This is a genomic window from Streptomyces sp. HUAS MG91 (assembly GCF_040529335.1).
GTDB classification, from domain to species: Bacteria; Actinomycetota; Actinomycetes; order Streptomycetales; family Streptomycetaceae; genus Streptomyces; species Streptomyces tabacisoli.
In genome coordinates this window covers 2,516,295-2,543,173 of sequence record NZ_CP159534.1, presented here as the reverse complement: position 1 = coordinate 2,543,173, position 26,879 = coordinate 2,516,295, and the positions used below count along the sequence as shown (strand labels likewise).

The 26,879-nt window shown below is 73.2% G+C and carries 26 protein-coding genes, 1 other RNA gene and 1 pseudogene; 14 read left to right on the top strand and 14 right to left on the bottom strand.

The annotated features are described in order from the left end of the window. Positions 1-54 precede the first annotated feature (54 nt). Positions 55-1,194, bottom strand: a complete 1,140-nt coding sequence (locus tag ABII15_RS11790) for a hypothetical protein (protein WP_353942252.1) — start codon at positions 1,192-1,194, stop codon at positions 55-57. Between the two features lie 246 nt (positions 1,195-1,440). Here ABII15_RS11790 and ABII15_RS11785 point away from each other — a divergent pair, with 246 nt between their 5' ends. The 4 genes and pseudogenes from ABII15_RS11785 to ABII15_RS11770 form a co-directional block, all read left to right on the top strand. Then, positions 1,441-2,493: an iron-siderophore ABC transporter substrate-binding protein gene (locus ABII15_RS11785; protein ID WP_353942251.1), complete on the top strand. Its 1,053-nt coding sequence runs from the start codon at positions 1,441-1,443 to the stop codon at positions 2,491-2,493. Positions 2,494-2,536: 43 nt separating this feature from the next. Next, positions 2,537-3,394 carry a Nif3-like dinuclear metal center hexameric protein gene (locus ABII15_RS11780; RefSeq protein ID WP_353942250.1) on the top strand — a complete coding sequence of 286 codons (858 nt, stop codon included), beginning with the start codon at positions 2,537-2,539 and terminating at the stop codon, positions 3,392-3,394. Further along, on the top strand, positions 3,391-4,134 hold the full coding sequence (locus ABII15_RS11775) for a C4-type zinc ribbon domain-containing protein (protein WP_353947028.1): 744 nt from the start codon (positions 3,391-3,393) through the stop codon (positions 4,132-4,134). The genes ABII15_RS11780 and ABII15_RS11775 overlap by 4 nt, the downstream gene beginning before the upstream one ends. A 41-nt stretch (positions 4,135-4,175) precedes the next feature. Then, positions 4,176-4,817, top strand: a pseudogene (locus ABII15_RS11770) (histidine phosphatase family protein); the annotation flags it as partial. Here ABII15_RS11770 and ABII15_RS11765 read toward each other — a convergent pair. Both ABII15_RS11765 and yaaA read right to left on the bottom strand, forming a co-directional pair. Further along, positions 4,792-5,451, bottom strand: coding sequence for a bifunctional 4-hydroxy-2-oxoglutarate aldolase/2-dehydro-3-deoxy-phosphogluconate aldolase (locus ABII15_RS11765; RefSeq protein ID WP_353942249.1), 660 nt, complete (start codon positions 5,449-5,451; stop codon positions 4,792-4,794). The pseudogene ABII15_RS11770 and the gene ABII15_RS11765 overlap by 26 nt on opposite strands. Positions 5,452-5,527: 76 nt before the next feature. Beyond that, positions 5,528-6,310, bottom strand: coding sequence for a peroxide stress protein YaaA (gene yaaA / locus ABII15_RS11760; RefSeq protein ID WP_353942248.1), 783 nt, complete (start codon positions 6,308-6,310; stop codon positions 5,528-5,530). 108 nt (positions 6,311-6,418) lie between these two features. Between yaaA and ABII15_RS11755 the strand changes: the two genes are divergently transcribed. After that, on the top strand, positions 6,419-7,861 hold the full coding sequence (locus ABII15_RS11755; RefSeq protein ID WP_353942247.1) for an RNB domain-containing ribonuclease: 1,443 nt from the start codon (positions 6,419-6,421) through the stop codon (positions 7,859-7,861). On the opposite strand, the gene ABII15_RS11750 is transcribed toward ABII15_RS11755, so the two are convergent. Both ABII15_RS11750 and ABII15_RS11745 read right to left on the bottom strand, forming a co-directional pair. Then, positions 7,812-8,372, bottom strand: coding sequence for a hypothetical protein (locus ABII15_RS11750; protein ID WP_353947027.1), 561 nt, complete (start codon positions 8,370-8,372; stop codon positions 7,812-7,814). The genes ABII15_RS11755 and ABII15_RS11750 overlap by 50 nt on opposite strands. A 44-nt stretch (positions 8,373-8,416) precedes the next feature. After that, the gene (locus ABII15_RS11745; RefSeq protein WP_353942246.1) at positions 8,417-9,175 is read right to left on the bottom strand and encodes a MerR family transcriptional regulator; all 759 of its coding nucleotides are present in this window, start codon (positions 9,173-9,175) and stop codon (positions 8,417-8,419) included. 134 nt (positions 9,176-9,309) lie between these two features. Here ABII15_RS11745 and ABII15_RS11740 point away from each other — a divergent pair, with 134 nt between their 5' ends. From ABII15_RS11740 to rnpB, 3 genes are all read left to right on the top strand, one after another. Then, positions 9,310-9,732 carry a DUF4260 family protein gene (locus tag ABII15_RS11740; RefSeq protein ID WP_353942245.1) on the top strand — a complete coding sequence of 141 codons (423 nt, stop codon included), beginning with the start codon at positions 9,310-9,312 and terminating at the stop codon, positions 9,730-9,732. After that, the gene (locus ABII15_RS11735) at positions 9,725-10,261 is read left to right on the top strand and encodes a TetR/AcrR family transcriptional regulator (protein WP_353942244.1); all 537 of its coding nucleotides are present in this window, start codon (positions 9,725-9,727) and stop codon (positions 10,259-10,261) included. Before ABII15_RS11740 ends, ABII15_RS11735 begins: the two co-directional genes overlap by 8 nt. A 58-nt stretch (positions 10,262-10,319) precedes the next feature. Then, positions 10,320-10,718: RNase P RNA component class A (gene rnpB / locus ABII15_RS11730), an RNA gene on the top strand. A 239-nt stretch (positions 10,719-10,957) separates the two neighbouring features. Here rnpB and ABII15_RS11725 read toward each other — a convergent pair. From ABII15_RS11725 to ABII15_RS11715, 3 genes are read right to left on the bottom strand one after another with little or no spacing between them, the layout of a single operon-like run. Then, the gene (locus tag ABII15_RS11725) at positions 10,958-11,779 is read right to left on the bottom strand and encodes a heme ABC transporter ATP-binding protein (protein ID WP_353942243.1); all 822 of its coding nucleotides are present in this window, start codon (positions 11,777-11,779) and stop codon (positions 10,958-10,960) included. Then, positions 11,776-12,870, bottom strand: coding sequence for an iron ABC transporter permease (locus ABII15_RS11720; protein ID WP_353942242.1), 1,095 nt, complete (start codon positions 12,868-12,870; stop codon positions 11,776-11,778). Before ABII15_RS11720 ends, ABII15_RS11725 begins: the two co-directional genes overlap by 4 nt. Before the next feature lies 1 nt (position 12,871). Next, positions 12,872-13,933 carry an ABC transporter substrate-binding protein gene (locus ABII15_RS11715; RefSeq protein WP_353942241.1) on the bottom strand — a complete coding sequence of 354 codons (1,062 nt, stop codon included), beginning with the start codon at positions 13,931-13,933 and terminating at the stop codon, positions 12,872-12,874. A gap of 111 nt (positions 13,934-14,044) precedes the next feature. Here ABII15_RS11715 and ABII15_RS11710 point away from each other — a divergent pair, with 111 nt between their 5' ends. Both ABII15_RS11710 and ABII15_RS11705 read left to right on the top strand, forming a co-directional pair. Then, positions 14,045-15,457 carry an HtaA domain-containing protein gene (locus ABII15_RS11710; protein ID WP_353942240.1) on the top strand — a complete coding sequence of 471 codons (1,413 nt, stop codon included), beginning with the start codon at positions 14,045-14,047 and terminating at the stop codon, positions 15,455-15,457. A 99-nt stretch (positions 15,458-15,556) separates the two neighbouring features. Further along, complete coding sequence (locus ABII15_RS11705; protein WP_353942239.1) at positions 15,557-17,071, top strand: HtaA domain-containing protein; 1,515 nt, start codon at positions 15,557-15,559, stop codon at positions 17,069-17,071. Between the two features lie 102 nt (positions 17,072-17,173). Here ABII15_RS11705 and ABII15_RS11700 read toward each other — a convergent pair whose 3' ends face one another. Genes ABII15_RS11700 through ABII15_RS11690 form a run of 3 tightly spaced genes read right to left on the bottom strand, consistent with a single transcriptional unit; the run spans position 17,174 to position 19,073 of the window. Then, complete coding sequence (locus ABII15_RS11700; RefSeq protein WP_353942238.1) at positions 17,174-18,079, bottom strand: glycosyltransferase; 906 nt, start codon at positions 18,077-18,079, stop codon at positions 17,174-17,176. Positions 18,080-18,124: 45 nt separating this feature from the next. Continuing rightward, positions 18,125-18,481 carry a MazG-like family protein gene (locus tag ABII15_RS11695; protein WP_353942237.1) on the bottom strand — a complete coding sequence of 119 codons (357 nt, stop codon included), beginning with the start codon at positions 18,479-18,481 and terminating at the stop codon, positions 18,125-18,127. Positions 18,482-18,527: 46 nt separating this feature from the next. After that, positions 18,528-19,073 carry a DoxX family protein gene (locus ABII15_RS11690; RefSeq protein WP_353942236.1) on the bottom strand — a complete coding sequence of 182 codons (546 nt, stop codon included), beginning with the start codon at positions 19,071-19,073 and terminating at the stop codon, positions 18,528-18,530. A gap of 90 nt (positions 19,074-19,163) precedes the next feature. Between ABII15_RS11690 and ABII15_RS11685 the strand changes: the two genes are divergently transcribed. Further along, positions 19,164-19,487 carry a nuclear transport factor 2 family protein gene (locus ABII15_RS11685; RefSeq protein ID WP_353942235.1) on the top strand — a complete coding sequence of 108 codons (324 nt, stop codon included), beginning with the start codon at positions 19,164-19,166 and terminating at the stop codon, positions 19,485-19,487. Positions 19,488-19,509: 22 nt separating this feature from the next. Here the strand turns inward: ABII15_RS11685 and ABII15_RS11680 are convergent, their stop codons facing one another. Continuing rightward, entirely contained in the window at positions 19,510-20,358 is an 849-nt protein-coding gene (locus tag ABII15_RS11680) for a PhzF family phenazine biosynthesis isomerase (protein ID WP_353942234.1), read from the bottom strand. A 157-nt stretch (positions 20,359-20,515) separates the two neighbouring features. Further along, positions 20,516-21,289, bottom strand: a complete 774-nt coding sequence (locus ABII15_RS11675) for an SDR family oxidoreductase (protein ID WP_353942233.1) — start codon at positions 21,287-21,289, stop codon at positions 20,516-20,518. A gap of 142 nt (positions 21,290-21,431) precedes the next feature. On the opposite strand from ABII15_RS11675, the gene ABII15_RS11670 reads away from it, so the two are divergent. Beyond that, on the top strand, positions 21,432-23,051 hold the full coding sequence (locus ABII15_RS11670; RefSeq protein WP_353942232.1) for an alkaline phosphatase D family protein: 1,620 nt from the start codon (positions 21,432-21,434) through the stop codon (positions 23,049-23,051). Between the two features lie 177 nt (positions 23,052-23,228). Here the strand turns inward: ABII15_RS11670 and ABII15_RS11665 are convergent, their stop codons facing one another. Next, on the bottom strand, positions 23,229-24,227 hold the full coding sequence (locus tag ABII15_RS11665) for a Gfo/Idh/MocA family oxidoreductase (protein ID WP_353942231.1): 999 nt from the start codon (positions 24,225-24,227) through the stop codon (positions 23,229-23,231). Positions 24,228-24,310: 83 nt separating this feature from the next. Between ABII15_RS11665 and ABII15_RS11660 the strand changes: the two genes are divergently transcribed. Together ABII15_RS11660 and ABII15_RS11655 are read left to right on the top strand one after the other, a co-directional pair. Further along, positions 24,311-25,654 carry a multidrug effflux MFS transporter gene (locus ABII15_RS11660; protein ID WP_353942230.1) on the top strand — a complete coding sequence of 448 codons (1,344 nt, stop codon included), beginning with the start codon at positions 24,311-24,313 and terminating at the stop codon, positions 25,652-25,654. Next, positions 25,621-26,796: a serine hydrolase domain-containing protein gene (locus tag ABII15_RS11655; protein ID WP_353942229.1), complete on the top strand. Its 1,176-nt coding sequence runs from the start codon at positions 25,621-25,623 to the stop codon at positions 26,794-26,796. The genes ABII15_RS11660 and ABII15_RS11655 overlap by 34 nt, the downstream gene beginning before the upstream one ends. The last annotated feature ends 83 nt before the right edge of the window (positions 26,797-26,879 follow it).

Here is a 26,879-nt window from a genome sequence, read left to right as displayed (position 1 = left end):
GGAAAACTCACCCCGTAAACCCTTACAAGATCCTTGACTTACAGCCCGGCGAGTCTAACCACCCGCCTTGCGCCCACCGAGCGGCGCCTGCCCCAGGGGGACCGGACGCGGTGCCGACGGAGCCCCGGGCACGGCCGGTGCGGGCTGTCCGTCCGCGGCCGGAACCGATGGCTCAGGGGCGGATACCCGGGCGAGCCCGCACGACACCTCCCGCGTCACACAAGGAAGAGAAAGCACTCCTTCGCGTGACCAGAACCCGCTCCCGGTCAACCAGCCTGCCGGAGCGGGCAGTTGATGCATCGTTCCGTCGGACGGCCGCCACAGCCCCAGCCAGGGCGCGCCCTCCGCTGGCCCGTCGATCCGCAGCGCCACCGCGCAGCTCTCCGGCAGAAGCGTCTGCCCGGGCTGCACCGCGAACGGCGTCACCGTGCAGTCCGCGACCCGCAGCGCCTGCGGAAAGCGGACCGGCAGCGTCGAGCCCAGCACACCCCAGCCGAGCCGGGGCGCCCCCGGCGTCGCCGCGTCCGAGCGGACCAGGATGAGCCCGCTGTCGAGATCGGCGATGAGCAGCCGGTCGTCGCTCTCCTCGGTGATCTGGAGCAGCGGCGTCACCTCGCCGCCCCGCTCCAGATCGACCGCGACCGTCTTGACGGGCCCCCCGTCCGCCGGCTCCCGGTCCAGCGCGAGCAGCCGCCCCGCACGGTCCAGCCACACCCCGCCCGAACACCGCCCCGGCACCTCGGCGACATGCTCGGGACCGAACGCGCCGCCCGCCACCAGCCACACATGGGTGGACTTCTCACCCGGCTCCAGGGCGTAGGCGCTGCGCCCGTCCGGCGACGGCGGCAGCAGGTCGAGCTCCCCGCACTCCACGGCGCCGAGCGGCACCTCGCCCGTCTCCGGGCCCGTCGGGTACAGCAGCGCGAACAGATGGCGCCGGCCGTCGGCCCGGCGCCGGATCAGCACCCGCCCGTCGGTCAGCGGCAGCACGTCGGTGTCCGGCTCCTCGGGCTGGCGGCCGGGCAGCGGCACCGCGTACGGCTCAGGACCGTCGAGCGTCCACCGCTGCGGGAACCACGAGGTGCCGTCGTGCGCGAGCCGCGCCGCGTACGACGCGTCCGCCGTGATCACACAACCGGCGCGCGGCGGCCGGGGCCGCATCTCCGGCGCTGTCTCCAGGGCCAAGGCCGTCATGGGGATCTGTCACCTCCGCTCGTCCCCCCTCTGGTGTTCTCCAAGGCCGAAGCTAGTTTTCGTACGTACCTCCAGGGCATTCACGACCGCCCGCTTCACACCAAAGGGTGGCCGTGCCCGCAATCTGCTGAGAGGCGTGCGCCGGATGTGCTGGGGGAGCGGCGAAGAGCCCCCGACCGGCCTGATGTTAGGTTTGCCTAACCAATTGCTGTGCACATCTTGTGCGCCCGGAACTGGAGCAAAGCCATGCTCATACCTCCCCGTACGCGCGTCGCGGCCCTGGCCGCCACGGCGGCCGCCGCACTCGCCCTCACCGCCTGCGGCTCCGGGGACGACGGCGCGGACAAGGCGGGCAAGGACAACGGCGCCGGCTCCAAGGCCGTGGCGCAGGGCGGCGACGACTTCTCCAAGGCCGCCGAGCAGACGGCGAAGATGGGCACGACGGCGAAGGCCGGGGAGTTCCCGCGCACCCTCACCCACGCGCTGGGCAAGACCGAGATCAAGACGAAGCCGCAGCGCGTCGTCGTCCTCGACGTCGGCGAGCTCGACAACGTCGTCTCGCTCGGCATCAAGCCGGTCGGCTACGCCCCCACCGAGGGCGACGACGGCATCCCGTCCTACCTCAAGAAGGACGCGGGCAGCCCCAAGAACGTGGGCACCATCAACGCCCTCAACATGGAGGCCATCGCGAACCTCCACCCCGACCTGATCCTCGGCAGCGAGCTGCGCGCCGCCAAGCTCTACCCGCAGCTCTCGAAGATCGCCCCCACCGTCTTCTCCATCCGCCCGGGCTTCACGTGGAAGGAGAACTACCTCCTCAACGCGTCCGCCCTCGACGAGAAGGCCAAGGCCGAGGCGAACCTCGCCGCGTACGACAAGAACGTGAAGCAGCTCGGCGCCGACGTGAAGAAGGCGAACGGCGGCAAGGCCCCGACCGTGACGATGCTCCGCTACATGCCGGACCGCATCCGCCTCTACGCGAAGGCCTCCTTCATCGGCACGATCCTCGACGACGCCGGCATCCCGCGCCCGAAGAACCAGCAGATCGACGACCTGGCGACGGAGATCAGCCCGGAGAAGATCGACTCCGCGGACGCCGACTGGATCTTCACCGGCGTCTACGGCGACGCGAAGAAGACCCAGCGCTCCACCGCCGAGGGCAACCCGCTGTGGAAGAAGCTCGGCGCGGTCAAGGACGGTCAGGCCAAGGACGTCCCGGACGAGACCTGGTACCTCGGACTCGGCGTCACCGCGGCCGACGAGGTCCTGAAGGACCTGCGCGCGAACCTGGTCAAGTAGCCACGCTTAGGGAAGGGGCACGCGGCGCAGGTAACCTGTCTGCGTGCCCCGCCTGTCTGAAGTAACCGCCGCGCTCGCCGCCCTCTGGCCCGCCTCCCTCGCCGAGGGATGGGACGCGGTCGGCACGGTCGCCGGCGACCCGGACGCCCAGGTCGGCCGGGTGCTGTTCGCCGTCGACCCGGTCCAGGAGATCGTCGACGAGGCCGTGAAGCTGGGCGCGGACCTGCTGATCACGCACCACCCGCTCTATCTGCGCGGTACGACGACGGTCGCGGCGTCCACCTTCAAGGGCCGGGTCGTCCACACCCTGATCAAGAACGACATCGCGCTGCACGTCGCCCACACCAACGCCGACAAGGCCGACCCCGGCGTCAGCGACGCGCTCGCGGGCGCCCTCGGCCTCCGCGTCGTACGCCCCCTGGTGCCCGACCCGGCGGACCCCGCGGGCCGCCGCGGCCTCGGCCGGATCTGTGAACTCGACCACCCGGTGACCCTGCGCGAACTCGCGGGCACTGCCGCCGACCGCCTCCCCGCCACCGCCCAGGGCATCCGGGTCGCGGGCGACCTCGACGCGACGATCCGTACCGTCGCGGTCTCCGGCGGCTCCGGCGACAGCCTCTTCGACGACGTACGCGCCGCGGGCGTCGACGCCTTCCTCACGGCCGACCTGCGCCACCACCCGGTGAGCGAGGCCCGCGAGCACTCCTCCCTCGCGCTGCTCGACGCCGCGCACTGGGCCACCGAGTGGCCGTGGTGCGAGCTGGCCGCGAGCCAGCTGGAGCAGATCTCCGACCGCGAAGGCTGGGGCCTGCGCGTCCACGTCTCGCGCACACCCACCGACCCCTGGACCGCCCACGCGGCGTCCAACAGCCCCCTGACTACCTTTGGAGCCCCCAACTGAACGCCGCGCCCGCCGACCAGATCCGTCTCCTGGACGTCCAGGACCTGGACGTCCGCCTCCAGCAGCTCGCGCACAAGAAGAAGTCGCTGCCCGAGCACGCCGAACTGGAGTCGCTCGGCAAGGACCTCACGCAGCTGCGTGACCTGCACGTCGCCGCGACCACCGAGGAGAGCGACTGCTCCCGCGAGCAGACCAAGGCCGAGCAGGACGTCGACCAGGTCCGCCAGCGTGCCGCCCGCGACCAGAAGCGCCTCGACTCCGGCACCGTCAGCTCGCCCAAGGACCTGGAGAACCTCCAGCGGGAGATCGCCTCGCTCGCCAAGCGCCAGGGCGACCTGGAGGACGTCGTCCTCGAGGTCATGGAGCGCCGTGAGTCCGCGCAGGAGCGGGTGAGCGAGCTGACCGACCGCCTCGCCTCCGTCCAGGCGAAGATCGACGACGCGACGGCCCGCCGCGACCAGGCCGCCGGCGAGCTGGACACCGAGGCGACCTCGGTCACCAAGGAGCGCGAGGTCGTCGCGGCCTCGATCCCGGCCGACCTGCTGAAGCTCTACGACAAGCTCCGCGAGAAGGAGGGCGGCGTCGGCGCCGCCAAGCTCTTCCAGCGCCGCTGCGAGGGCTGCCGCCTGGAGCTGAACATCACCGAGCTGAACGAGGTCCGCGCCGCGGCCCCCGACGCCGTGGTCCGCTGCGAGAACTGCCACCGCATCCTGGTCCGCACCTCGGAGTCGGGCCTCTAGTGCGCCGGCCCTCCGGCGGGGCCCAGGCGGGCCCCGCCAGAGGCGCGGGCCCGGACCTCGGCACCCCCACCACCTTCGTCCTGCTCCGGCACGGCGAAACCGCCCTCACCCCCGAGAAACGCTTCTCGGGCAGCGGCGGTACCGACCCGTCCCTCTCGGACACGGGCCGGGACCAGGCGACCCGGGCGGCGGCGGCGCTGCACGAACGAGGCACGATCGAGGCGATCGTGGCATCCCCCCTGAAGCGCTGCCAGGAAACGGCCCGGACCGTGGCGGCCCGCCTGCACCTCGACGTCACGACCGAGGACGGCCTGCGCGAGACGGACTTCGGCGCGTGGGAGGGCCTGACCTTCAAAGAGGTACGGGACCGTCACCAGGCCGACATGAACGCCTGGCTGGCCTCCCAGGACGCGCCCCCCACCGGCGGCGGCGAGAGCTTCGCGACGGTGGCGGCCCGCGTCGCGGCGACCCGCGACCGTCTCACCGAGACCCACCGGGGCCGCACGGTCCTCCTGGTCACGCACGTGACCCCGATCAAGACCCTGGTGCGGCTAGCCCTCGGCGCACCGCCCGAGGCCCTGTTCAAGATGGACGTCTCGGCGGCGTCCCTCAGCGCGATCGCGTACTACGCGGACGGCAACGCGAGCGTGCGCCTGCTCAACGAGACAGCTCACCTGCGATAGCGCACGCCTCGCGGGCCAGCGACTCGACGCGGCCCCAGTCCTTCGCGGCGATCGCGTCGCCCGGCAGCATCCAGCTCCCGCCGACGCAGCCGACGTTCTTGAGCGCCAGGTACGAGCCCGCGTTGGCCGGGGAGACACCGCCGGTCGGGCAGAACCGGGCCTGCGGCAGGGGACTGGCGAGGGACTTCAGGTAGGCGGCGCCCCCGGCGGCCTCGGCCGGGAAGAACTTCATCTCGCGCACGCCCCGCTCCAGCAGCGCCACGACCTCGGACGTCGTGGAGACGCCCGGCAGGAACGGCACCCCGGACCCGCGCATCGCGACCAGCAGCGCGTCCGTCCACCCCGGGCTGACCAGGAAACGGGCCCCGGCGGCCACCGAGTCGGCGACGTTCGCCGGCGAGATGACGGTGCCCGCGCCGACGACCGCCTCCGGCACCTCCGCCGCGATCGCGCGGATCGCGTCGAGCGCGGCGGGCGTGCGCAGGGTCACCTCGATCGCGGGCAGCCCGCCCGCGACCAGCGCCCGCGCGAGCGGCACCGCGTCGGCGGCGTCCTCCACGACGACGACGGGGATGACGGGGGCGAGGTCCAGCACGGAGGCGGACGCGGCGGTGGCTGCGGCAGGCGAGGTCATGGCCTCATCCTGCCTCGCGCCACGCAGCATGCGCAAAGGTCGTTGCGCATGCTGCAATCGGCGAGTCTGCTCTGTCTCAGTGGATCTCGTCCACCAGCACGTCCAGGTTCCACGCCCGCCCCGGCTTCGCGGGCTCCTCGACCTCGACCGTGTAGCCCAACCGGCGCAGCGCGTCGACGAGTTCGGCCGGTCCCGCCGGTGCGGCGCCGGACTGGAGCAGGGACCGGACGATCCGGCCCTTGGTCGCCTTGTTGAAGTGGCTGACGACCTTGCGGGTCGGCGCGTGCAGCACCCGCACCCCGGCCGTCCGCTCCGCCAGCTCGCCCTTCGGCTTCCAGGCCGCCGCGTACGCCGCCGAGCGCAGATCGAGCACCAGCCCGTCCCCGGCCGCCTCGGGCAGCACCTCGGCCATCGGCGCCTTCCAGTACGAGCCCAGCGCACCGATCCCCGGCAGCTTCACGCCCATCGAGCAGCGGTACGACGGAATCCGGTCCGTCACCCGCACCGCCCCCCACAGCCCGGAGAAGACGAGCAGCGAGCGCGCGGCCCGCTTCTTCGCGGCGGCGTCGAGCGAGGCCAGGTCCAGGGCGTCGTAGAGCACCCCGGTGTAGATCTCCCCGGCGGGCCGGGCCCCGGCCGTGCGCAGCCCGGCGTTCTTCGCGATCTCGCCGCGCAGCCCCTCGCTCAGGCCCAGCACCTCCCGAGCCTTCTCCTCGTCGGCGGCGCACAGCTCGACCAGCTCGTCCAGGACGGTGGCCCGCGCCCCAGCGAGCCCCGGCAGCGACAGCCCCTCCGGCTTCAGCGGCGCCCCGCGTCCGGAAGCGGCCTTACCCTCCGACGGCGGCAACAGCACAAGCACGGGCTCTCCTCATACACGTAATGCACGTACGGAAACACGGAACAACGGTCGACCGACAGCCCAGCGTACGGCGTGCCGACCGGCCCACCGACGCCTACGCTCGGTGCCATGCCCCTGCGCCACCTCCGTGTGACCGGCGCGGCGCGCGAGCCGCTCGGTGCCGTGCTGCGCGACCTGCGCGAGCGACTGGACGTGCCCGAGGAGTTCCCGGCCGACGTGCTCGCCGAGGCCGAGGCGGCCGCCGCCGCGCCGCGACCGCCCGAGCGCGACGAGACGGGCATCCCCTTCTTCACCGTCGACCCGCCCACCTCCACCGACCTCGACCAGGCCATGCACCTGTCGCGGCGGCCCGGGGGCGGCTACCGGGTGCGGTACGCGATCGCCGACGTCGCCGCCTTCGTCGCACCCGGCGGCGCGCTCGACGCCGAGGCCCACCGCCGCGTGACGACCCTGTACTTCCCCGACACCCGGACGCCGCTGCACCCGACCGTGCTCAGCGAGGGCGCGGCCAGCCTGCTGCCGGACCGGACCCGCCCCGCCGTGCTGTGGACGATCGACCTCGACGCGGACGGGCGGACCGTCGCCACCGACGTCGTCCGTGCCCTCGTGCGCAGCCGCGCCAAGCTGGACTACGCGGGCGTGCAGCGGGCCATCGACGACGGCACCGCCGAGGAACCCGTCGCCCTGCTCCGCGACATCGGAACGCTGCGCGAACGCCTGGAGACCGAGCGCGGCGGCATCTCCCTCGACGTCCCCGAGCAGGAGATTGTCACCACCGGCGGCGACTACGAGCTGGCCTTCCGCGCCCCGCTGCCCGCCGACTCCTGGAACGCCCAGATCTCCCTGCTCACCGGCATGGCCGCCGCCGACCTGATGCTCGCCGCGGGCAACGGCGTACTGCGCACCCTGCCCGCCGCCCCCGACGGCGCCGTGGGCCGCCTGCACCACACCGCGAAGGCGCTGCGCATCGACTGGCCGCACCACGTCCCGTACTCCGCCCTCGTCCGCTCCCTCGACCCGGCGAACCCGCACCACGCGGCCTTCCTCCAGGAGTGCACGACGCTGCTGCGCGGCGCGGGCTACACGGTGTTCACCGGCGGCGACCTGCCCGAACTGACCACGCACGCCGCCGTCGCCGCCCCGTACACGCACTGCACGGCGCCGCTGCGCCGCCTCGTCGACCGCTACGCCTCCGAGCTGTGCCTGGCCGCTGCCGCCGGGCAGGCCCCGCCGGAGTGGGTGCTCGCGGCGCTGCCCGGCCTGCCCAAGGAGATGGCCGACGGCACCCGGCGCGCGAACACCGTGGAGCGCGAGTGCGTCGACATCGTCGAGGCGGCGCTGCTGCGCAACCGGATCGGGGACCTGTTCGACGCCGTGGTGGTCGACGTGAAGGACCACGAACCGGCGGTCGGCACCGTGCAGCTGACCGATCCGGCGGTGGTCGCCCGGATCGAGGGCGGCACGACCGCGCTGCCGCTGGGGGAGCAGCTGCGGGTACGGCTCACGCAGGCGGATCCGGGACGGGCGAAGGTGCTGTTCGCGCCCGCGTGAGCGCGTCGGTCAGCGCCCGGTGCAGGCCGTCGCCGTCCTCCGCGTACAGCCGCACGACCCGCACGTCGCTGGCCCGCCCGAAGAAGCCGAAGTGCCGCACAGGGGAGTCGAGTTCAAGGGTCACGGTGGTCTGGGCGCCCACGTCCAGATCGAGTTCGCCGTCGGCGGGGGTGTGCGTGAACCGGTTCTCCCGCCGCACCCGCGCGATCCGCTCGAACGGAACGCGCAGGTCCACCTGGGCCCCGCGGCGCACCCGCAGCGCGTCGTCCGTGACCACGTGCGGCCGGGTGACGGCGGCGGCGTGCAGCCCGAGCACCATCAGCACCGTGTAGACGTCGAGCACCAGGACGATGCCGTGCAGCACCGGTAGGCCGCGCAGCAGCACCCACATCCCGCACGACTCGACGACGCAGACGAACACGAACGCGTACATCATCACGGCCTGCCCCCGCGCGTACGGGAAGACGCCGGCCCCCGCCGGGACACCGTGCCGCCGCCGCGCCACCCACATCCCGAGGCTCGCCAGCACTCGCAGCTCGTGCCGCAGAACGTGCTTCACCGCTCCTCCTCCGCCATCCGCATCGCGAGCCGCACGGCCTCCGCCTGCGCGGGGGAGAAGTCGGCGAGGAACGCGTCGAGGAGCGCGTGCTGCTCGATGCCCTCCGGCGTCGGCAGGTCCTCCGGCAGGCAGCCGAGCAGCGCGCGGGCCGCCTCGGCCACCCGCGGGTCGTCGCGCCCGGCGTCGGCGAGCGCGTCGAGCAGCGCGTACACCTCGCGTACGGCGTCCAGGGCGCCCGGTGCGGTGAGCGCGGGGACCAGGACGGCCATCAGCCGGGCGCGGGCCTCGGGCGGTGCCGTCGCGTCGACGAGGGCCAGCACCTCACGGTCCTTCGCGGCCATCGGTGAATCGAGGTCGACGTCCCCCAGCCCGGCGAAGAACGCGGCGAGTTCGGGGGAGAGCGGGCTTCCCGCGGGCAGCCCGCCCTGCCGCTCGGCGTCGTCGAGCAGCGCCCGCAGCCGGAGCCGCCGCTCGCGCAGGGCGGCCTCCTGGCGTGCGAGATCGTCGTCCAGCTCGGCGAGCACCTCCACGAGGTCCCGCCCGGCGTCCTCGGCGAGCACGTCCCGCACCTCGGCCAGCCCGAGCCCCAGCTCGGTCAGCCGCCGGATCCGGGCCAGCTCCACGGCGTGCCGCAGGGCGTACTCCCGGTACCCGTTGCCGAGCCGCTCGGGCTCGGGCAGCAGCCCGAGGTGGTGGTAGTGCCTGATGGCGCGTGTGGTGACCCCGACGACCCGGGCCAGCTCTCCGATCCGCATGCCCTCAGTAGAAACGTTGACGTTGCGGCAGGGTCAAGCGGAGGCTTGACGGCTAACACTGTTAGCCGTACGGTTCTCGTACCGTCCAGCTAACGCTGTTAGCCATCGAACGCCGCACTCTCCGGGAGGCCCCGATGAGCACCACCGCCCCCAGCACGGCCACGGCGCCCAGGCCCGTTCTGCGCACGGTCCGTCGCGCCGCCTGGCTCGCCAACGCGCTCTTCTGGTCGGCGTTCGCGGTCCTGGAGGGCGTGAACCACGGCTGGCTCGCGGCGGTGTGCGCGCTCGCCTTCTTCATCGCGCCCGACCTGACCTTCCTGGTGGCGGCCGGCGACGCGCGGCACGTCGAGAAGGGACAGCTCCCCGCTCGCGCGGTGCCGTTCTACAACGCGGCCCACCGCGCCCTGGTCCCGCTGGCGTTGATGGTCGCGTACACGCTGCTGCCCCTCGCCTGGGCGCCGGTCTTCGCGGGCCTGTGCGGCTGGCTCGCCCACATCTCGTACGATCGCGCCTTCGGCTACGGACTGCGGACCAAGGAGGGCTTCCAGCGTGCTTGAGGCCGGTACCGGGCGGCGGCTCACGCCCCGCGCCACCGAGATCGCGGCGGAGGCCAGGGCCCTGCTGGAGGAGTCAGGCCCCGACGCCCTCACCATGCGGGCCCTGGCCGACCGCCTGGGCATCAGGGCCCCGTCCCTCTACAAGCACTTCCCCGACAAGTACGCCGTGGAGGCCGAACTCGTCGCGCAGATGCTCACCGAGTCGGCCGAGGCCTGCGAGGAGGCGGGCCGCACGGCCCCCGGATCGCTGCCCGCGCTGATGGCGGCCTACCGCGCCTGGGCCCTCGCCCACCCCCACCTCTACTGCCTCGCCACCGAGCGCCCCCTGCCCCGCCACGCCCTCCCCGAGGGCCTGGAGGACCGGGCGGCGGCGCCCCTGATGCGGGTCTGCGCCGGCGACCAGGACCTGGCCCGCGCGGCATGGGCGTTCGCCCACGGCATGGTGATCCTGGAGATCCACGGCCGGTTCCCCGCCGGCGCGGATCTTGCCGGGGCGTGGGCTACGGGGGCGCGGGCGCTGCGCGGCTGAGGCCCGCCGTGGCGGCGTTCCGCTGATCGCGGTCCGGGTAGGATGGCCGGACGGCAGACGAGCCGGGCGGGCGGCCGCGTGAGGTTCTCCGGAACCTCCCGAGGAACGTCCGGGCTCCACAGGGCAAGGTGGTGGCTAACGGCCACCCGGGGTGACCCGCGGGACAGTGCCACAGAAAACAGACCGCCCGGCGCTTCGGCACCGGGTAAGGGTGAAACGGTGGTGTAAGAGACCACCAGCGCCTGAGGTGACTCAGGCGGCTAGGTAAACCCCACCTGGAGCAAGGTCAAGAGGGAGCACCCCGGTGCTCCTGCGCGGACGATCGAGGGCTGCCCGCCCGAGTTCGCGGGTAGACCGCACGAGGCCGGTGGCAACACCGGCCCTAGATGGATGGCCGTCACCCCGACGACCGCGAGGTCCCGGGGTACAGAACCCGGCGTACAGCCCGACTCGTCTGCCCCCTTCTTCCGGTGGGACTCAAGGGCTGCGGACGTAGGGCCGGGACGCGGCGATGAATTGGAGACCAGGGCCGGCGCGTCGGTCAGCAGCTCCACCCGGAACATCGCCTCGATGGCCGCCGCTCGGAGCGGGCCGTGGCGCGGCCCTGGAGGACGGGGGTCAGGGCCGCACCGAGCAAGGTGCCGATGACCGCTATGAGGCTGGTGACGACGACTGTCATGCGGCCAAGCCAAGCAGTCAGGCCCGCACCGGCACCACCAAAGGCGCCCCGTTCCCCGGATGTGGGAGTACTTCCACCGGGTGTTGGTACACCTCGCTGAGCAGTGGACCGGTGAAGACCTCGGACGGGGGGCCCGCCGCTGTCACCCGGCCGTCGTGGAGGACCGCCGCCCGGTCGGCGTGGGCCGCGGCCAGGCCCAGGTCGTGCAGGACCACCACCACCGCGTCGCCGGCGGCGGCCCGGTCCCGGCAGACGCGCAGGACCAGTTCCTGGTGGCGCAGGTCGAGGGCGGCCGTCGGCTCGTCCAGGAGGAGGAGCTGCGCGGACTGGGCGAGGACCCGGGCGAGGGCCACCCGGGCCCGTTCGCCGCCGGACAGCGCGGCGAAGGGGCGGGCGGTGAAGGCCGTCGTCTCCGTCGCCGCCAGCGCCGCCGCGATCACCGCGTCGTCCTCGTCCTCGTGCGCCGTGCCCGCCCAGGGCGCCCGGCCCATCCGTACGACGTCCGCCACCGGGAACGGGAAGGACAGCGTCGCCGACTGGGGCAACAGGGCGCGGCGCAGGGCCAGTTCGGGCGCGGACCAGGCGGCGGCCGGGCGGTCGTGGAGCAGGAGGTCGCCCGAGGTGGCGGACATGTCCGCCGCCAGCGCCGCCAACAGGGTCGATTTTCCGGCGCCGTTGGGGCCGACCAGGGCCAGTACCTCGCCCGCCCGCACCGTCAGGTCGACGCCGGACAGCACGGTCCTGCCGCCCAGGTCGACGCGGAGGGCGCGGGCCTCGGCGACCGTGGCGCCGGGCGCGTGGCGCGCGGGGAGCGTCCGTGAGCGGGTCCACCTCTTCATGCCCAGCCTCCTTGCTTGCGGCGGGTGCGGCGCAGCAGCCAGAAGAAGAACGGGCTGCCGGTGAGTGCGGTGAGCACCCCGATGGGGAGTTCGGCGGGCGCCGCCACCGTGCGCGCCGCGAGATCGGCCGCCACCAGGACGACCGCCCCGCCGAGCGCGCTGCCGGGGACGAGGAAGCGGTGCCCCGGCCCGGCCAGCATCCGCAGCAGGTGCGGGATCACCAGGCCCACGAAGCCGATGACGCCGGAGACCGCCACGGCCGCCGCCGTGAGCAGGGCGATGACGAGGATGAGAGTGATCCGCAGCTTCTCCACGTCCACGCCGAGGTGCCGCGCCGGGCGTTCGCCGAGGGAGAGGAGGTCCAGCTTGCGGGAGTAGAAGGGTGCGACGAGCAGGCCGACCGCCGCGCAGGGCAGCACCGCGAGCACCTTCGGCCAGGTCGCCTGTGCCAGCGAGCCGAGCTGCCAGAACGTGATCTGGTTGACGGCGGCCGTGTCCGCGTAGGAGAGGAACAGGCCGATCAGCGCGCCCGCGAAGGCGTTCACGGCGATGCCGGTCAGGATCAGCGTGACGACCTCCGTGCGGCCGCCCGAGCGGGACATGACGTAGACGACGAGCACCGTCGCGAGGCCCGACACGAACGCGCAGACCGTGATCGTCCACGTACCGAAGAAGTTCAGGCCGAGCGCGATGCAGCCGACCGCGCCGACCGCCGCGCCCGACGAGATGCCGATGACGCCGGGCTCGGCGAGCGGATTGCCGAACACGCCCTGCATCAGGGCGCCCGCGCAGCCGAGCGAGGCGCCGACGAGGAGGGCGAGGACGATGCGGGGCAGCCGCACGTTCCACAGAACCGATTCGCCGACCCGGTCGAGCGCGTGACCGCCCAGCCCGGCCCGGTGCTGGACCGAGGCCAGGATGTCGCCGGGCGCGATGTGGTAGGCGCCGATGCCCGCGGAGAGCAGCGCGAGCAGCAGCAGGGCCGCGGCGAGTCCGGCCGTCAGCAGCCAGGCGGTGCTGCGGCGTCCGGCCGGCGGGGCGGCGGGTGTCTTCGGGCCGGCCGCCGTCGGCGGGGTCGCGGTCGCCGTCATCTCAGGCACCGTCCGTTCCGTAGAGCTGCTTCACGATCGAGCGCAGCACCTGGTCGGTGCGGGGGCCGTAGTTGAGCAGGACGCCGTCCTCGACCGAGACGACCCTGCGGTCCACGCCGGCCGGGGTCTCGGCGACACCGGGGATCTTCACCATGCCGTCGATCCCGCCGACCGACTCAAGTCCCTTGCTCATGACGAGGATCGCGTCCGGCGCCGCCTTCGCCAGCGCCTCGCTGGTGATCGCGGTGAAGTCCTTCCTCAGGCCGGAGGCCGCGCCCGCGTCGACCGCGCCGGCCGCTTCGAGCAGCGAGGTGGCGCCCGACTCCCTGCCGCCGAGGAGATAGACGGAGGCCGAGCCGCGCAGATAGAGGAAGGCCACCCGCGGCCGGTCCTTCGCGCTCTTCGGCTTCGGGATCGTCCGGCGCACGGCGGCGATCCGGTCCTCGGAACGCCGCGTCAGCTCCTTGCCCGCGGCCGGGACGCCGAGCGTCTTCGCGACGGCCCCGATACGGGTGCCGACGTCGGACAGGCCCGTCGCCGGGTCGATCACGACGACCGGGACGCCCGCGTCGCGGATCTGCCGCATCGCCTCGGCGGGCCCGGTCGTGGTCTCGGCCAGGACCAGGTCCGGCTTCAGGGACAGCACGCTCTCCGCGGACACGTCGTGGTTGCGGGTGACCACCGGCAGCTTCTCCGCCTGCGCGAACGTGGCGGTGATGTCCCGGGCGACCACGTGCTCGCCGAGCCCGAGCGTGAACACCAGCTCGCTGAGGCTGCCGGAGAGCGGCACGATCCGGTCCGCCGCGCGGACGGTGACCCGCTCGCCGCCGGCCGAGGTGACCGTGGCGGGCAGCTTCGGGGCGGGGGCCGGGCTGAGCGGCTCGACGCGGTCCGCCGTCGCGGCCCCGGCGGTGGTCCGCGACCCGGTGGATCCGGTCGATCCGGTGGCCCCGGTGGTGGTGCCCGAGCAGGCGGTGGCGACCAGCGCGAGCGCCAGGAGCAGTACGGAGATCAGCACCCCCGTCCGTCGGGAGGAGTGCGCGAGGGCGCCGTGCGTGGACACGCGGACACCGTCCTGTCGTGGTGAGAGGGGCTGTTGACAAAGGCGATCATAGTTTAGGTTAGCCTTACCTAAGTCGCCAGGGTCTGGTGACGGTCACCCGGAGGAAGAGCCATGCCCCGACGCGCCCGGATACGTCTCCGCGTCCTTGCCGTCACCCTGTTCACCGCGCTGCTCGGCGCCCTGCTGCCGGTCGCTGGCGCGCACGCCGCCGCCCGTACCGTGCAGGGCGGCCGGCTCGACTGGGGCGTGAAATCGTCCTTCCAGAGCTACATCACCGGGCCCATCGCGCAGGGGACCTACGCCCTGACGGGCGGCGCCGCCACCGTCGGCGCGAGCCAGTTCCGCTTCCACTCGGCGCGCGGCTCGTACGACGGGTCGACCGGCGCCTTCTCGTCCTCGTTCTCCGGTGGCGTGCACTTCGTCGGCCACAAGAAGGCCGACGGCTCGTACGAACTCGACATGACGATCAGCAATCCCACCGTCCGGATCGCGGGCGGCTCGGGGACGCTGTACGTCGATGTCGTGAGCAGGGCGAAGGGCACCGGGGCGGTCACGTCGTCCCGCCAGGTGCCCTTCGCCTCCCTCTCCCTCGGCGGGATCGACATGCGGGGCGACGGCAACGCGGTCGCCCTCAACAACCTTCCCGCCACGCTCACTTCACAGGGCGCGCGGTCCTTCGCCGGCTACTACACGGCGGGCACCGCGCTCGACCCGGTGAGCCTGTCCGCGGACGTCGCACCCGCGAAGGCGTCGCCCACGCCCGCCAAGCCGGCCGAGTCCCCGGAGAAGAAGGCGAAGAAGGCGAAGCAGGACGCCGCCGGGAAGCTCCACGACGGGGCCGTCGACTGGGGCGTGCGGCGCACCTTCCGCGAGTACGTCACCGGCGACATCGCCCAGGGCGAGTGGACCCTCGGCGACGGCGCCCAGGACGGCGGCGCGCTGTTCCGCTTCCCGAAGGGCAAGGGGACGTACGACAAGAAGAAGCAGTCCCTGAAGGCCGACTTCGACGGGTCCGTCCGCTTCACCGGCGAGCACGGCCTCGACCTGAAGTTCGCGCACGTGACTGTCTCCGTCGCCGATGGCAAGGGCATCCTGCGCGCCGACACGACCAGCGACGGCAGGACCACGAAGGACGCCGCGCTCGTGACGTTCAGGACCGGCGAACTCAAGGCCGCGGACGGGCTCGTCGAGGTGAGCGAGGCCCCGGCCGTGCTCACCGCCGCCGGAGCGAAGGCGTTCGGCGGGATGTACAAGAAGGGCACCGCCATGGACCCCGTCTCCCTGGCCGTCGCCCTCGACTCGGACGCGCGCCTGCCGGCCCTGCCCGACCTCGGCAGCTCGGCGTCGCCGACGCCCACCCCGAAGGCGAAGGCGTCGCGGGCCGCCGAACCGGCCGCGGCCGGGACGGACGCGGGCCTGCCCGGGGGAGCGGTCGCCGGGATCGCCGCCGCCGTCGTGGTCGTCCTGGCCGCCGCCGGGGGCCTGCTGATCCGCCACCGCCGCCGCACCGCCCAGGACTCCTGACGGACCCCGGCCCCCTCTGCGAACTTCCCTCTCCGCAACGGCTGTCCACCCCCTGACAGCCCGCTCGAACCAGTTCCACACCAAGGAGGAACCACTCCCATGGCACGCATCGCCAGACACCCCATAGCCCTCGCCGCCGCCACGGCCACCGTCGTCGCGCTCGGGGCCGGCGCGCTCGTCCTGCCCGCGGCCGCCGCCGACGGCGCTCCCTCCGGCATCGAGCTGAAGAACGGCACGCTCGACTGGGGCCTCAAGGAGTCTTTCCGCAAGTACGTGACGGGGATCGCCGCCGGGTCGATCGACGCGACGGACGGCGCCACGCAGGCCGCCGACAACGGCCCGTTCACCTTCAGTGGCGGCACCGGCACCTACGACACGGCCACCCACGGCACCGACACCGCCTTCAAGGGTGCCGTCCGCTTCGCCTCCAAGGCGCACGGCTTCGACATCAAGGTCAGCGACGTGAAGGTGGTGACGTCCGGCACCACCGGCCACATCGACGCCGACGTCTCCCTCAACGGCACCGTCCAGAACGACATCGAGTTCGCCACCCTCGACCTCTCCGCGGTCCGGCCCGGCCAGGGCGCGGGCGGCGCGATGACCTTCAAGGACATCCCGGCCACCCTGACCGCCAAGGGCGCCGCGGCCTTCAACGGCATGTACAAGGAGGGCACCGCGCTCGACCCGGCGACGCTGACCGTCACGGCCGGCTCCGCGCCCACCGCCTCGCCGACGCCGACGAAGACGCCGACTCCCACCAAGACGCCCACGCCGACGAAGACGCCCACGCCGACCAAGACCGCCGACCCCTCCACGGAGCCCACCGAGCCCACCGGGGCCGTCTCCGGCGAGGTCGTCGACGGCAACCTGGACTGGGGCGTCAAGGAGTCCTTCCGTACGTACATCAGCGGACCCATCGCGAAGGGCAAGGTCGAACTGAGCGGCGGCGCCGCGAAGAACGGATCCGTCTACCGGTTCGGCGACGCGAGCGGCAGCTACGACGCCGACGCCAAGTCCCTCGACGCGAAGTTCGCCGGCAAGGTCCGCTTCCTCGGCCACGAGGAGGACGGCGCCTACTCCCTCGACCTGCAGTTCAGCGATCTGCACGTCACGGCGGAGGGCACCGGCGGCAAGCTCGTCGCCGACGTGTCCAGCAAGGACCGGGAGACCGGCAAGGTCACCACGTACGACGACCTGACCGTCGCCACCCTGAAGCTCGGCTCCGGCGACCTCACCGCCAAGGACGACATCGTCGCCCTGAACGGCGCCTCGGCCACCCTCACCGCCGGCGGCGCCAAGGCGTTCGGCGGGTTCTACGAGGCGGACGCCGCGCTCGACCCGGTCACCGCCGCGGTCTCCCTCGACGAGGACGCGACGCTGCCGGGCGGCTCCGGCGGTTCCGACGGCGGTGCGTCCGGCGGTACTTCGGGCACCACGGGCGGGGCGGGCACCGTCGGCGGCACCGGCACGACCGGCTCGACCGTCGGCGGCGCTCTCGCGTCCACCGGTGCCGATGTCCCCGCGGGGCCGCTCGCCGCGGCTGCCGCGCTGGTCGTCGCCGCCGGTGCGGGCACGGTGTTCGCCACTCGCCGGCGGCGCGCGCAGCAGGGCTGATCTCGGATCGTCGTCCGGCTGACGGCCGGTGGGGCTTCTCGCGCAGTTCCCCGCGCCCCTGAGACGAGCTCCGCTCGTCCAGGGGCCCCACCGGGCCCGAGGTCAGATCAGCGGCGGACGTCCGAGCCGGGTCATGCGCCACACCGTGCGCCACTTCATCGGGCGGCGCTCACCGGCCGGGGTGCGTACGCCCTCCACGAAACCGGCCGCCCACGCGCGCAGACCGCCGAGCGAGCGGGTCCGCAGCAGCGTGATCGCCGTCCAGACGCCCAGATACACGGGGACCAGCAGGAGCGGAAGACGACGGCGGGCCAGCCACACCCGGTTGCGGGCGGTCATCCGGTGGTAGACCGCGTGCCGCGCCGGGGAGGTCTTCGGGTGCTGGAGCAGCAGCGACGGCTCGTAGAGGACCTTCCAGCCGGCGTCCAGCGCCCGCCATGCCAGGTCCGTCTCCTCGTGCGTGAAGAAGAAGTCGGCGGGCCAGTCGCCCGTCTCGGCGAGCATGTCCATCGAGAAGGCGTGCCCGCCGCCCAGGAACGCGGTGACGAGGCCGCGCCGCATCGGGTCCTTGGCGCGCAGCCGCGGCACGTGACGGCGCTGGGTCTCGCCGTGCTCGTCCGCGATGCGGAAGCCCACGACGCCGAGCCGCGCGTCGGCCGCGTACAGCCGCTGGATGGTGGAGAAGACATCGGCGTCGACGAGCAGTCCGTCGTCGTCCAGCTCGACGGCCACGTCCACGTCGCCGAACTCACGGAGCCGGGCCAGCGCGACGTTGCGGCCGCCCGGGCAGCCGAGGTTGTCGTCGAGTTCGACCGTCGTGACCTCGAAGGGGTAGCCGGTGTACGCGGGCAGCACCGTGCCGTTGCCGATCATGACGACGCGGACCGGGGGCGCGTCCTGCATGGCCACCGAATCCAGCAGCGCGTCCACGTCCTTGGGGCGGTTGCCCATGGTGACGATGGCCACGCCCAGGCGCGGGAGTTCGGGGATTCGGTGCCTGTCTGTCATGGCGGCGATGGTAGCCGTTCACCTACGGCGCCCCGCACCCGCCGGTCAGTCCGTGCCGAGCGAGCGCTCCGCCACCTTCGCCACATGCGCGTCGAGGGCCGCGCGGGCGTCCGGGGTGAGCGTGCCGAGGGCCACCAGCGCCGTGACGATCACGTCGCACAGCTCCGACTCGACGTCCTGCCAGGTGTGGCTGACGCCCTTGCGCGGGTTCTGGCCGACGGCCCCGATCACCGCCTCGGCGACCTCGCCGACCTCCTCCGACAGCTTCAGCACCCGTAGCAGCAGCGCCTCACCGGGAGGCTGCCGGTTGCTCTCGTCGAGCCAGGCGCGGAGCCGGTCGACGGTGGTCCACAGGTCGGTGTCGGGATCGGAGGAGGGGCGGCCGGTGTCGCTCGTCGTCATGGACGCCGAGTCTAGAGAGCGAGGGGGCGGCGGCCCGAGCGCGGTTCTACGCCTCCTGCTCCTTGACCCGCTTGTTGCGCGAGCCGACCACGGCGAGTGCCGCGGCCCCCGCCCCGACGAGCGCCGCGGGCACCATCCAGTGCCGGTCGAGGACATGGCCCAGCGCGTGGTCGAGGGAGTAGCGGCCGGGGCCGGTCACCGCGAGGCCCGCGGCGACGAAGCCGAGGAACGCCGCGTACTCGTAGCCGCCGTTCATCGCGAAGAAGCCGTTCGGGGCGTGCACGGCGGAGGCCGCCACCATGGTCCCGGCCGCGGCGGCGCCGCCCACCGGGGTCGCGAGGCCGAGCGCGAGCAGGGCGCCGCCGCCCACCTCGCCGACCCCGGCGGCCAGCGCGCTCGCCCTGGCGGGGGTGAACCCCATGGAGTCCATGGCGGCGGTCGTGCCGGAGACCCCGCCGCCGCCGAACCAGCCGAGCAGTTTCTGCGCGCCGTGCGCGAGAAGCACCCCGCCGGTGCCCGCGCGCAGCGCGAGCAGCCCGAGGCCGGTGCGGTCGAGGCAGGAACGGCGGGAACGTATGCAGGTGGTCGTCATGGTTCCACCGTCCGCCAGGGCGGCGCCGGGCACTCGGTGGCCGGGCCCGTTCGGGTGGCGGCCCCCACCCGCCGGTGCCACGCTGACCGCATGCCCATCCAGACCGCGAAACTCAGCGATCCGGCCGTCCGCGCCTTCGTGACGGCGCTGAACGCCCACGACAAGGACGCCTTCCGTGCGGTGCTCGCCCCCGGCGCCACCATGGCGGACGACGGCAGCGAACGGAACCTCGACGAGTGGACGGACCGCGAGATCTTCGACTCGCACGGCCACATGGAGGTCGAGAAGGAGACCGCCCAGGGGCGCGGCCTCGTCGCCCTCTACCGCAACGACGCCTGGGGTGAGATGCGCACCCGCTGGACGTTCCAGGTGGAGGACGGCAAGGTCGTCCGGTTCGAGACCGGCCAGGGCTGATCTCCCGCGCGCGGCAGGGTGGTTACGGGATCGGTACCGCCGTCCCGCTGACCCGCACCCGCTCGTCGCCCTCCCGCAGCGTCACCGTCAGCTCGCCCGGGCGGCCCATGTCGGCGCCCTGGTGCAGAGTGAGAACGGCCGCGGCAGGGACGAGGCCGAGCGCGCGCAGATACGCGCCGAACGCCGCGGCCGCCGCGCCCGTCGCCGGGTCCTCGACGACCCCGCCCACCGGGAACGGGTCGCGGACGTGGAAGGTGAACTCGCTCTCCCGCCAGACGAGTTGGACGGTCGTCAGGTCCAGGCGGTGCATCAGCGCGGCGAGCCGGTCGAAGTCGTACGCCAGATCGGCCAGGCGCTCCCGGCTGCCCGCGGCGAGCACCAGGTGCCGGGCGCCCGCGTAGGCGATCCTCGGCGGGAACGCCGGGTCGAGGTCGGCGGCCGGCCAGTCGAGCGCGGCCAGCGCCTCGGTCAGGTCCTCGTCCCGTACGTCCTCGATGTGCGGGGCGACGCTGGTCAGGGTCGCGCGCAACGGGGTGCCCGGGGCGCCCTCGACGGTGACGGGGACCTCGCCGGCCGGGGTGCGGAACAGGTAGTCGCCGGTGCCGTGGCGCTCCGCGAGGGCCACGGCCGTCGCCACGGTGGCGTGGCCGCAGAAGCTGACCTCGGCCTTGGGGCTGAAGAAGCGCAGGTCGTAGGTGCGGTCCTGGTCGCTCTGGGCCGGGGTGACGAACGCGGATTCGCTGTAGCCCAGGTCGGCGGCGATCTTCAGCATGGTGTCGTCGTCCAGCGTGGAGGCGTCCAGGACGATCCCGGCCGGGTTGCCTCCGGCGGGGCTGGTGGCGAAGGCCGTGTAGCGCAGCGGGGTTGTCATGGGGCCATTCTCACTCGCCGCCCGATCACAGGGTTCCCCGCGCCCCTGAGGCATGCGCTCCGCGCAGCCTCCCCTGGACGAGCGGAGCTCGTTTCAGGGGCGCGGGGAACTGCGCGAGAAGCCCCACTCACCCGCACCCGCCAACGCACCCCCCGATTCAGCCCCGCCCCACATACGGCATGTTCGTGGCGAGCACCGTTGCGAACTGGACGTTGGCCTCCAGGGGGAGTTCGGCCATGTGCCGCACCGTGCGGGCCACGTCGGCGACGTCCATGACCGGCTCGACGGCCAGTTCGCCGTTGGCCTGGAGGATTCCGGTGCGCATGCGCTCGGTCATGTCGGTCGCCGCGTTGCCGATGTCGATCTGCCCGCAGGCGATCCGGTACGGCCGCCCGTCCAGGGAGAGGGACTTCGTCAGGCCCGTCATGGCGTGCTTGGTCGCCGTGTACGCGATCGAGTGCGGCCGGGGCGTGTGCGCGGAGATGGAGCCGTTGTTGATGATCCGCCCGCCCCGCGGATCCTGCTCCTTCATCAGCCGGAACGCCGCCTGCGCGCACAGGAACGCCCCGCCCAGGTTCACGTCGACGACCTGCCGCCAGTCCTCGTAGGACAGCTCCTCGACGGGGACACCGCCGGGCCCGAACGTCCCCGCGTTGTTGAACAGCAGGTCGAGCCGCCCGAACCGGTCGCGTACGGCGGCGAACAGGGCCGTCACGTCGTCGGGGCTCGACACGTCGGTGCGGACGGCGAGCGCCTCCGTGCCGGGGGCCAGGCCCGCCGTCTCCTCCAGCGTCCCGACCCGGCGCCCCGCCAGGGCCACGCGCCAGCCGGAGCGCAGCAGCTCCAGGGCGACGGCCCGGCCGATGCCGGAGCCCGCGCCGGTGACCACGGCGGTCCTCGTCGGTGCCGGTGCAGTGTGCGAAACGTCCATGCGCGCAGGGTACGGGCGGTGCGGCCATCCGGAGATCACCGATCCGCCATGTGGCTGTTGTGTACGCGACAGGCTGGCGTCGTCCCGGCCCACTGCAATTCCCCTGATGCCACACGACAGCAGCAGTCAGGGGAGGGGCTCCATGTCACACGCACCCGAACTCCGCGTCGCGGCCCAGCACTTGGGTCGCCGTCGCTTCCTCACCGTCACCGGCGCGGCCGCCGCGCTGGCCTTCGCGACGAACCTGCCCACCGCGGGCACGGCGGCCGCCGCCGAACTGGACGGCGCGAAGATCACCAGCGCCCCGTTCACGCTCGGCGTCGCCTCCGGTGACCCGCTGCCCGACTCCGTGCTGCTGTGGACCCGGCTCGCCCCGGCCCCCTTCGAGGTGGGCGGCGGACTGCCCGCGCGGCGCGTCGAGGTGAGCTGGGAGCTGGCCCTCGACGAACGCTTCAAACGGATCGTCCGGCGCGGCAGAGCCACCGCGCACCCGGAGTTCAACCACTCCGTGCACGTCGAGGTCGACCACCTCGACGCCGGCCGGGTCTACTTCTACCGATTCCGCGCCGGATCCTGGGTCAGCGGCACCGGCCGCACCCGCACCGCGCCGCACGCCTCCGCGCGCCACGTGCCCGCGCTCACCCTCGCCGCCGTCTCCTGCCAGGCGTACCACGACGGCTACTTCACCGCGTACAAGCACCTCGCCGAGGACGACGTCGACGTGGTGTTCCACCTCGGCGACTACCTCTACGAGTACGCCGTCACGTCCGTCGGCGGCGCCCGCAAGTACACCGACCGCGTGCTGCCCGCCGTCTTCAACCGCGAGACCGTCACCCTCGACGACTACCGGCTGCGCTACGCCCTCTACAAGTCCGACCCGGACCTGGTGGCCGCGCACGCCGCGCACCCGTTCATCGTCACCTGGGACGACCACGAGACCGAGAACAACTACGCCGACGACACCTCCGAGAACGACGACCCGCCGGCCGAGTTCCTGCTGCGCCGCGCCTCCGCGTACCGCGCCTACTGGGAGAACCAGCCGCTGCGCCGCCCGCAGCTGCCGCACGGTCCCGACGCCCGGCTCTACCGGCGCCTGCAGTGGGGCCGGCTCGCCCAGTTCGACATCCTGGACACCCGCCAGTACCGCACCAACCAGGCCAACGGCGACGGCTGGAAGTCCCCGACGCCCGAGTCCGAGGCCGCCTCGCAGACCCTGCCCGGCTTCACCCAGGAGCGCTGGCTGATCGACGGCTGGCGCCGCTCGAAGGCCCTGTGGAACGTCGTCCCGCAGCAGGTCACCTTCGGCCGCCGCAACAACCCCGACGGCACGGACACCCTCTCCATGGACTCCTGGGACGGCTACCCCGCCTCCCGCGACCGGGTCCTCCAGGGGGCCCGCTCCGCCCGCGTCGAGAACCTCATGGTCCTCACCGGTGACGTGCACGTCTCGTACGGCCTGGACATCAAACAGGACTTCGACGACCCGGACTCCGCGACGCTCGGCACCGAGATCGTCACAACCTCGATCACCAGCGGCAAGGACGGCTCCGCGAAGCCGTCCAACTGGTCCGCGTACCTGGCCCGCAACCCGCACATGAAGCACTACAACGGCCAACGCGGTTACGTCACCGTGGAGCTGGGCACCTCCGAGGCCCGGGCCGACTTCAAGACGGTCTCGGCGGTGACGACCCCTGGAGCCCCGCTCACCACCGCGGCGTCGCTCGTCACCGCCGTGGGCGATCAAGGTCTGCGTCCGGCATAAGGCCGGTGGGGGCTGGTCGCGCAGTTCCCCGCGCCCCTGAGATGCGCACTTCGTGCGCCATCTCATCAGAGAGGCGCGCCACCGCTGCCTCAAGGGGAGGCTGCGCGCAGCGCATGCCTCAGGGGCGCGGGGAACTGCGCGAGAAGCCCCACCGGGCCGCACCCGGCGACGAGACCCCTACAGCTCCCCGGGATACCGCACCCCGACAGCCCCCCGCACCCGGTCCAGCGTCCGCATCACGGCCAAGGTCCCCTCCAGCGGCACCAACGGCGACTCGGTGTCCCCGGCCCGCAACCGCCGCATCACCTCGAGCGCCTCGTGCCGGAGCGAATCGCGCGGCCCGTCCTCCGGCGCCGCCGAGAACTCCTCGGGCTCCCGCCCGTCCCGGTGCAGCACGAACCGCTCCGGGTGGAAGAACCCGCCCGGCACATCGATCCGCCCGGCGGACCCGGTGACCGAGGCCGTGACGCCCGTACCGGCGTTGATGGCGCAGTGCAGCAGCGCCCGCGCCCCGTTCGCCCAGGACAGCAGCATCCCGGTCTGAAGGTCGACGCCCTCGTCCGACAGCTGCGCCGACGCGGCGACCTCCTCCGGCTCACCGAGCAGCAGATGCGCGAACGACACCGGGTACACCCCGAGATCGAGCAGCGCGCCCCCGCCCTGCGCGGGATCCCGCAGCCGGTGCGCGGGCGGGAAGGGCCCCGCGAGCCCGAAGTCGGCCTGCACGGTGCGTACGTCACCGATCGCCCCGTCGTCGACGAGCGCCTTCAGCCGCCGGACGAGCGGATGGCAGTACATCCACATCGCCTCCATCAGGAACAGCCCGCGCGAGCGCGCCAGCGTGACCAGTTCCTCCGCCTCCCGCGCGTTCAGCGCGAACGCCTTCTCGCACAGCACCGGCTTGCCCGCCTCCAGACAGAGCCCGGCCGCCTGCCGGTGCGCGGAGTGCGGCGTCGCCACGTACACCACGTCGACCTCGGGATCCGCGGCGAGCGAGGCCCAGTCGCCGTACGCGCGCGGGATGCCGAACCGCTCCGCGAACGCCTTGGCCGACGCGTCCGAGCGGGAACCCACCGCCACCACCTCGGCGTCCGGCAGATCGAGCAGATCCGCCGTGAACGACGCGGCGATACCGCCCGTCGCGAGGATCCCCCACCGCACGCGTTCCGCTGTCATCGCCGCTCACCTCAGTTTGGTCTCGACCAGTCCGCCGAGCTGAGAGCATAGGTAATCGTACGTACGGCCGGGAGGGAGCCAGGATGACGGACAGGGCGGACAGCGCGGTGCGGCAGGCGGTGGAAGCGAAGGAGACGGCGCGGACGCGGGATGCGGAGGAAGCCGCCGCGCGCCCGATCCCCGTACCCCGCACGGCCGTTCGCACCGGACTGCTTGTCACCCTGGTGCTCGGCGGACTGACCGCCGTGCCCCCGCTGTCCATGGACATGTACCTCCCGGCGCTGCCCGAGGTCACCGGCTCCCTGCACACCTCCACCACCACCGCCCAGCTGACCCTCACCGCCTGCCTGACCGGCATGGCGCTCGGCCAGCTCGTCGTCGGCCCGATGAGCGACAAGTGGGGACGGCGCCGCCCGCTCCTCATCGGCCTGCTGGTGTACGTCGCCGCCACCGCGATCTGCGCCTTCGCCCCGAACGCCCTCCTGCTCATCGCCTTCCGGCTGCTCCAGGGCCTCGCGGGCTCGGCCGGCATCGTGATCGCCCGCGCAGTGGTCCGCGACCGCTACGACGGCATCGCGATGGCCCGCTTCTTCTCCACCCTGATGCTGATCTCCGGCGTCGCCCCGATCGTCGCGCCCCTCATCGGCGGCCAGATCCTGCGTTTCACCGACTGGCGCGGCGTCTTCGTCGTCCTCACCGGCATCGGCCTCGCGCTCACCGCCCTGGTGTGGAAGTGCCTGCCCGAGACCCTGGAACCGGAGCGGCGGCACGGCGGCGGCGTCGGCACCGCGCTGCGCACCATGCGCGCCCTGCTCGCGGACCGCGTCTTCGCCGGGTACATGATCGCGGGCGGCTTCGCGTTCGCCGCGCTCTTCGCCTACATCTCGGCCTCCCCGTTCGTCCTCCAGGATCTCTACGGGGCGTCGCCGCAGACGTACAGCCTCCTGTTCGGGCTGAACTCCATCGGGCTGATCGCGGTGGGGCAGATCAACGGCAAGATCCTCGTCGGCCGCGTCGACCTCGACAAGGTCCTCGGCATCGGCATCGCCCTGATCATCGCCGCGTCCGTCTTCCTGCTCCTCGTCGCCACCGGCACCTTCGGCACCCCGGAGGAACTGGGCCTGGCCCCCATCGCCGCTGGCCTGTTCGTCCTCATGGCCTCGATGGCCCTGACCACGCCGAACACCAACGCCCTCGCGCTGATGCGCACCCCGCACGCCGCCGGGTCCGCCTCCGCGCTGCTCGGCACCTCCGCGTTCCTCATCGGCGCGGTGGCCTCCCCGCTGGTCGGCATCACCGGTGCCGGCGGCGCGCTGACGGCCGTACCGATGGCGCTGGTCCAGCTCGGCGCCGGGCTTGCGGCGGCGCTCGCGTTCGTGGTGTTGTGCCGCCCGTGGCGGCGCACGGGGGAGGTGAGGGAGGCCTGAGCTCCCCAAGACTGCGGCACGGCACGCCCGAGCGGGCCGGCCTCGACCCGGCCCAGCTCGCCGCCCTCGTCCGTGAGGTGCGCGGGCTCTGCGAAGGGCCACAGCCCTGGTGCGCGGGCGTCGTGCTGCTCGCCGGACGCGGCCCGGTGATCGCCGCCGAGGCCGTCGGCGGCTGGGCCGTGCGCTACTCCGCGTACGACGAGAGCGCCGACCGCGGGGTCGAACTCCCGGCGGACGCCCGCGTCCCCATGACCCTCGACACCGTCTTCGACCTGGCCTCGCTCACCAAGCTGTTCACCTCGATCGCCGCCGTGCAGCAGATCGAGCGCGGCACCCTCGGCATCGACGCGCAGGTCGGCGCCTACCTCCCCGACTTCACCGGCGCCGCCCGGCACGCCGTCACCGTCCGCCAGCTGCTCACCCACACCTCGGGACTGCGGCCCGAACTCCCGCTCTACGAGGCCCGGAACCGGCCCGCCCGGCTCGCGGCCCTGCGCGCCGAGTTCCCCTCGTCGAAACCCGGCCACTACCGCTACTCCGACCTGAACATGCTGCTGCTCCAGCACCTCCTGGAGCGCCTCACCGGGCGGACCCTGGACGCCCTGGTCCACGAGGGCATCACCCGGCCCCTCGGGATGTCCGCCACCTCGTTCGGACCGCGGCCCGGCGCCGCCGCCACCGAGGACCAGCGCAAGCCCTGGGCCAAGGCCGACCGGGGGCCGCTGCGCGGTGCGGTGCACGACGAGAATGCCTGGGCGCTCGGCGGTGTCGCCGGTCACGCGGGGCTGTTCTCCACGGCGCACGACCTGGCGGTCCTGTGCCGGACCCTCCTCAACGGCGGCTCGTACGGCACCGCCCGCATCCTCGGCCCCGACTTCGTCGACCTGATGCTGTGCGCGCCCGGGCTCGGGTTCCTGGTCGATCAGCCCTGGTTCATGGGGGAGCTGGCCGGGCGGGGCGCCGCCGGGCACACCGGCTTCACCGGCACCTCCCTGGTCCTCGACCCCGTCACCGACACCTTCCTGGTCCTGCTCGCCAACACCGTCCACCCCCGCCGCCGCCCCCCGGACAACGGCCCCCGCGCCCGCGCCGCGACCCGTCTCGCCCGATCCGTGGTCCCCCTGGGCCCCTACGGCGTCTAGCTCGACCGGCCGGGCGCGTCGCCGAGTGCGGGTGCGAGGGTGGCTGGTCGCGCAGTTCCCCGCGCCCCTGAGATGCGCACTGC

Coding starts and splice junctions, on each gene's coding strand:
- ABII15_RS11790 (WP_353942252.1), bottom strand. CDS start 1,194: ATGACGGCCTTGGCCCTGGAGACAGCGCCGGAGATGCGGCCCCGGCCG.
- ABII15_RS11785 (WP_353942251.1), top strand. CDS start 1,441: ATGCTCATACCTCCCCGTACGCGCGTCGCGGCCCTGGCCGCCACGGCG.
- ABII15_RS11765 (WP_353942249.1), bottom strand. CDS start 5,451: ATGACCTCGCCTGCCGCAGCCACCGCCGCGTCCGCCTCCGTGCTGGAC.
- ABII15_RS11755 (WP_353942247.1), top strand. CDS start 6,419: ATGCCCCTGCGCCACCTCCGTGTGACCGGCGCGGCGCGCGAGCCGCTC.
- ABII15_RS11750 (WP_353947027.1), bottom strand. CDS start 8,372: ATGTGGGTGGCGCGGCGGCGGCACGGTGTCCCGGCGGGGGCCGGCGTC.
- ABII15_RS11745 (WP_353942246.1), bottom strand. CDS start 9,175: ATGCGGATCGGAGAGCTGGCCCGGGTCGTCGGGGTCACCACACGCGCC.
- ABII15_RS11740 (WP_353942245.1), top strand. CDS start 9,310: ATGAGCACCACCGCCCCCAGCACGGCCACGGCGCCCAGGCCCGTTCTG.
- ABII15_RS11725 (WP_353942243.1), bottom strand. CDS start 11,779: ATGAAGAGGTGGACCCGCTCACGGACGCTCCCCGCGCGCCACGCGCCC.
- ABII15_RS11720 (WP_353942242.1), bottom strand. CDS start 12,870: ATGACGGCGACCGCGACCCCGCCGACGGCGGCCGGCCCGAAGACACCC.
- ABII15_RS11710 (WP_353942240.1), top strand. CDS start 14,045: ATGCCCCGACGCGCCCGGATACGTCTCCGCGTCCTTGCCGTCACCCTG.
- ABII15_RS11705 (WP_353942239.1), top strand. CDS start 15,557: ATGGCACGCATCGCCAGACACCCCATAGCCCTCGCCGCCGCCACGGCC.
- ABII15_RS11700 (WP_353942238.1), bottom strand. CDS start 18,079: ATGACAGACAGGCACCGAATCCCCGAACTCCCGCGCCTGGGCGTGGCC.
- ABII15_RS11695 (WP_353942237.1), bottom strand. CDS start 18,481: ATGACGACGAGCGACACCGGCCGCCCCTCCTCCGATCCCGACACCGAC.
- ABII15_RS11690 (WP_353942236.1), bottom strand. CDS start 19,073: ATGACGACCACCTGCATACGTTCCCGCCGTTCCTGCCTCGACCGCACC.
- ABII15_RS11685 (WP_353942235.1), top strand. CDS start 19,164: ATGCCCATCCAGACCGCGAAACTCAGCGATCCGGCCGTCCGCGCCTTC.
- ABII15_RS11680 (WP_353942234.1), bottom strand. CDS start 20,358: ATGACAACCCCGCTGCGCTACACGGCCTTCGCCACCAGCCCCGCCGGA.
- ABII15_RS11675 (WP_353942233.1), bottom strand. CDS start 21,289: ATGGACGTTTCGCACACTGCACCGGCACCGACGAGGACCGCCGTGGTC.
- ABII15_RS11670 (WP_353942232.1), top strand. CDS start 21,432: ATGTCACACGCACCCGAACTCCGCGTCGCGGCCCAGCACTTGGGTCGC.
- ABII15_RS11665 (WP_353942231.1), bottom strand. CDS start 24,227: ATGACAGCGGAACGCGTGCGGTGGGGGATCCTCGCGACGGGCGGTATC.
- ABII15_RS11660 (WP_353942230.1), top strand. CDS start 24,311: ATGACGGACAGGGCGGACAGCGCGGTGCGGCAGGCGGTGGAAGCGAAG.